Source organism: Bacillus cereus group sp. BceL291, from assembly GCF_051776705.1.
Lineage (GTDB): Bacteria > Bacillota > Bacilli > Bacillales > Bacillaceae_G > Bacillus_A > Bacillus_A cereus.
This window is the reverse complement of the sequence record NZ_JBPWAP010000239.1, coordinates 1-518: the sequence shown is the minus strand read 5'-3', so window position 1 is coordinate 518 and position 518 is coordinate 1. Positions and strand designations below refer to the sequence as shown.

The following is a 518-nucleotide window of genomic DNA, read 5'->3' as shown; positions in this document are numbered from 1 at the left end:
AATATTAACTTAATTAGATGGAACGCCGTATGAGGCGAAAGTCTCACGTACGGTGTGGTGCGGGGGAAAAGCTGAAGATGATTTCAAAGGCTTACCTATCGCAATAATCACTTGGATTAAAGCCAAATGAAATTCAAGAGACAAGCTTGAGCATTGAACAAGGGGTAAAACACTTTGCTAAAATGTACAAATATGGAACGGACAAGGATGTTAGCATGGATACAATTATTCAAAGCTATAATATGGGGCCAGGGTATATTGATTTTGTTGCTAGTCAAGAAGTTAAACAACACTCGGAGGATTCAGCCAAAAAGTTTTCTAAGATGAAAGTTGATCAAAATCCAGCGATGTATACTTGTGGTGGAAATAAAAATAATTTTAGGTATCCATATTGTTATGGTGATTTCGTGCGCCCATAAGGGGGCAAGGAAAAACGGTGATTGCAAGCTGTTAGGTCAACCCTAAAAGACCTAGTATCACTTGGCTAACCTTGGAGGGAAACTGAAAGGGGACAACAG

The 518-nt window shown here is 39.4% G+C and carries 1 pseudogene; it reads left to right on the top strand.

Annotation, left to right across the window (positions count from 1 at the left end):
• Positions 1-107: 107 nt before the first annotated feature.
• Positions 108-419 (top strand): annotated as a pseudogene (locus ACS2CR_RS34375) (lysozyme family protein); the annotation flags it as partial.
• Positions 420-518 lie beyond the last annotated feature (99 nt).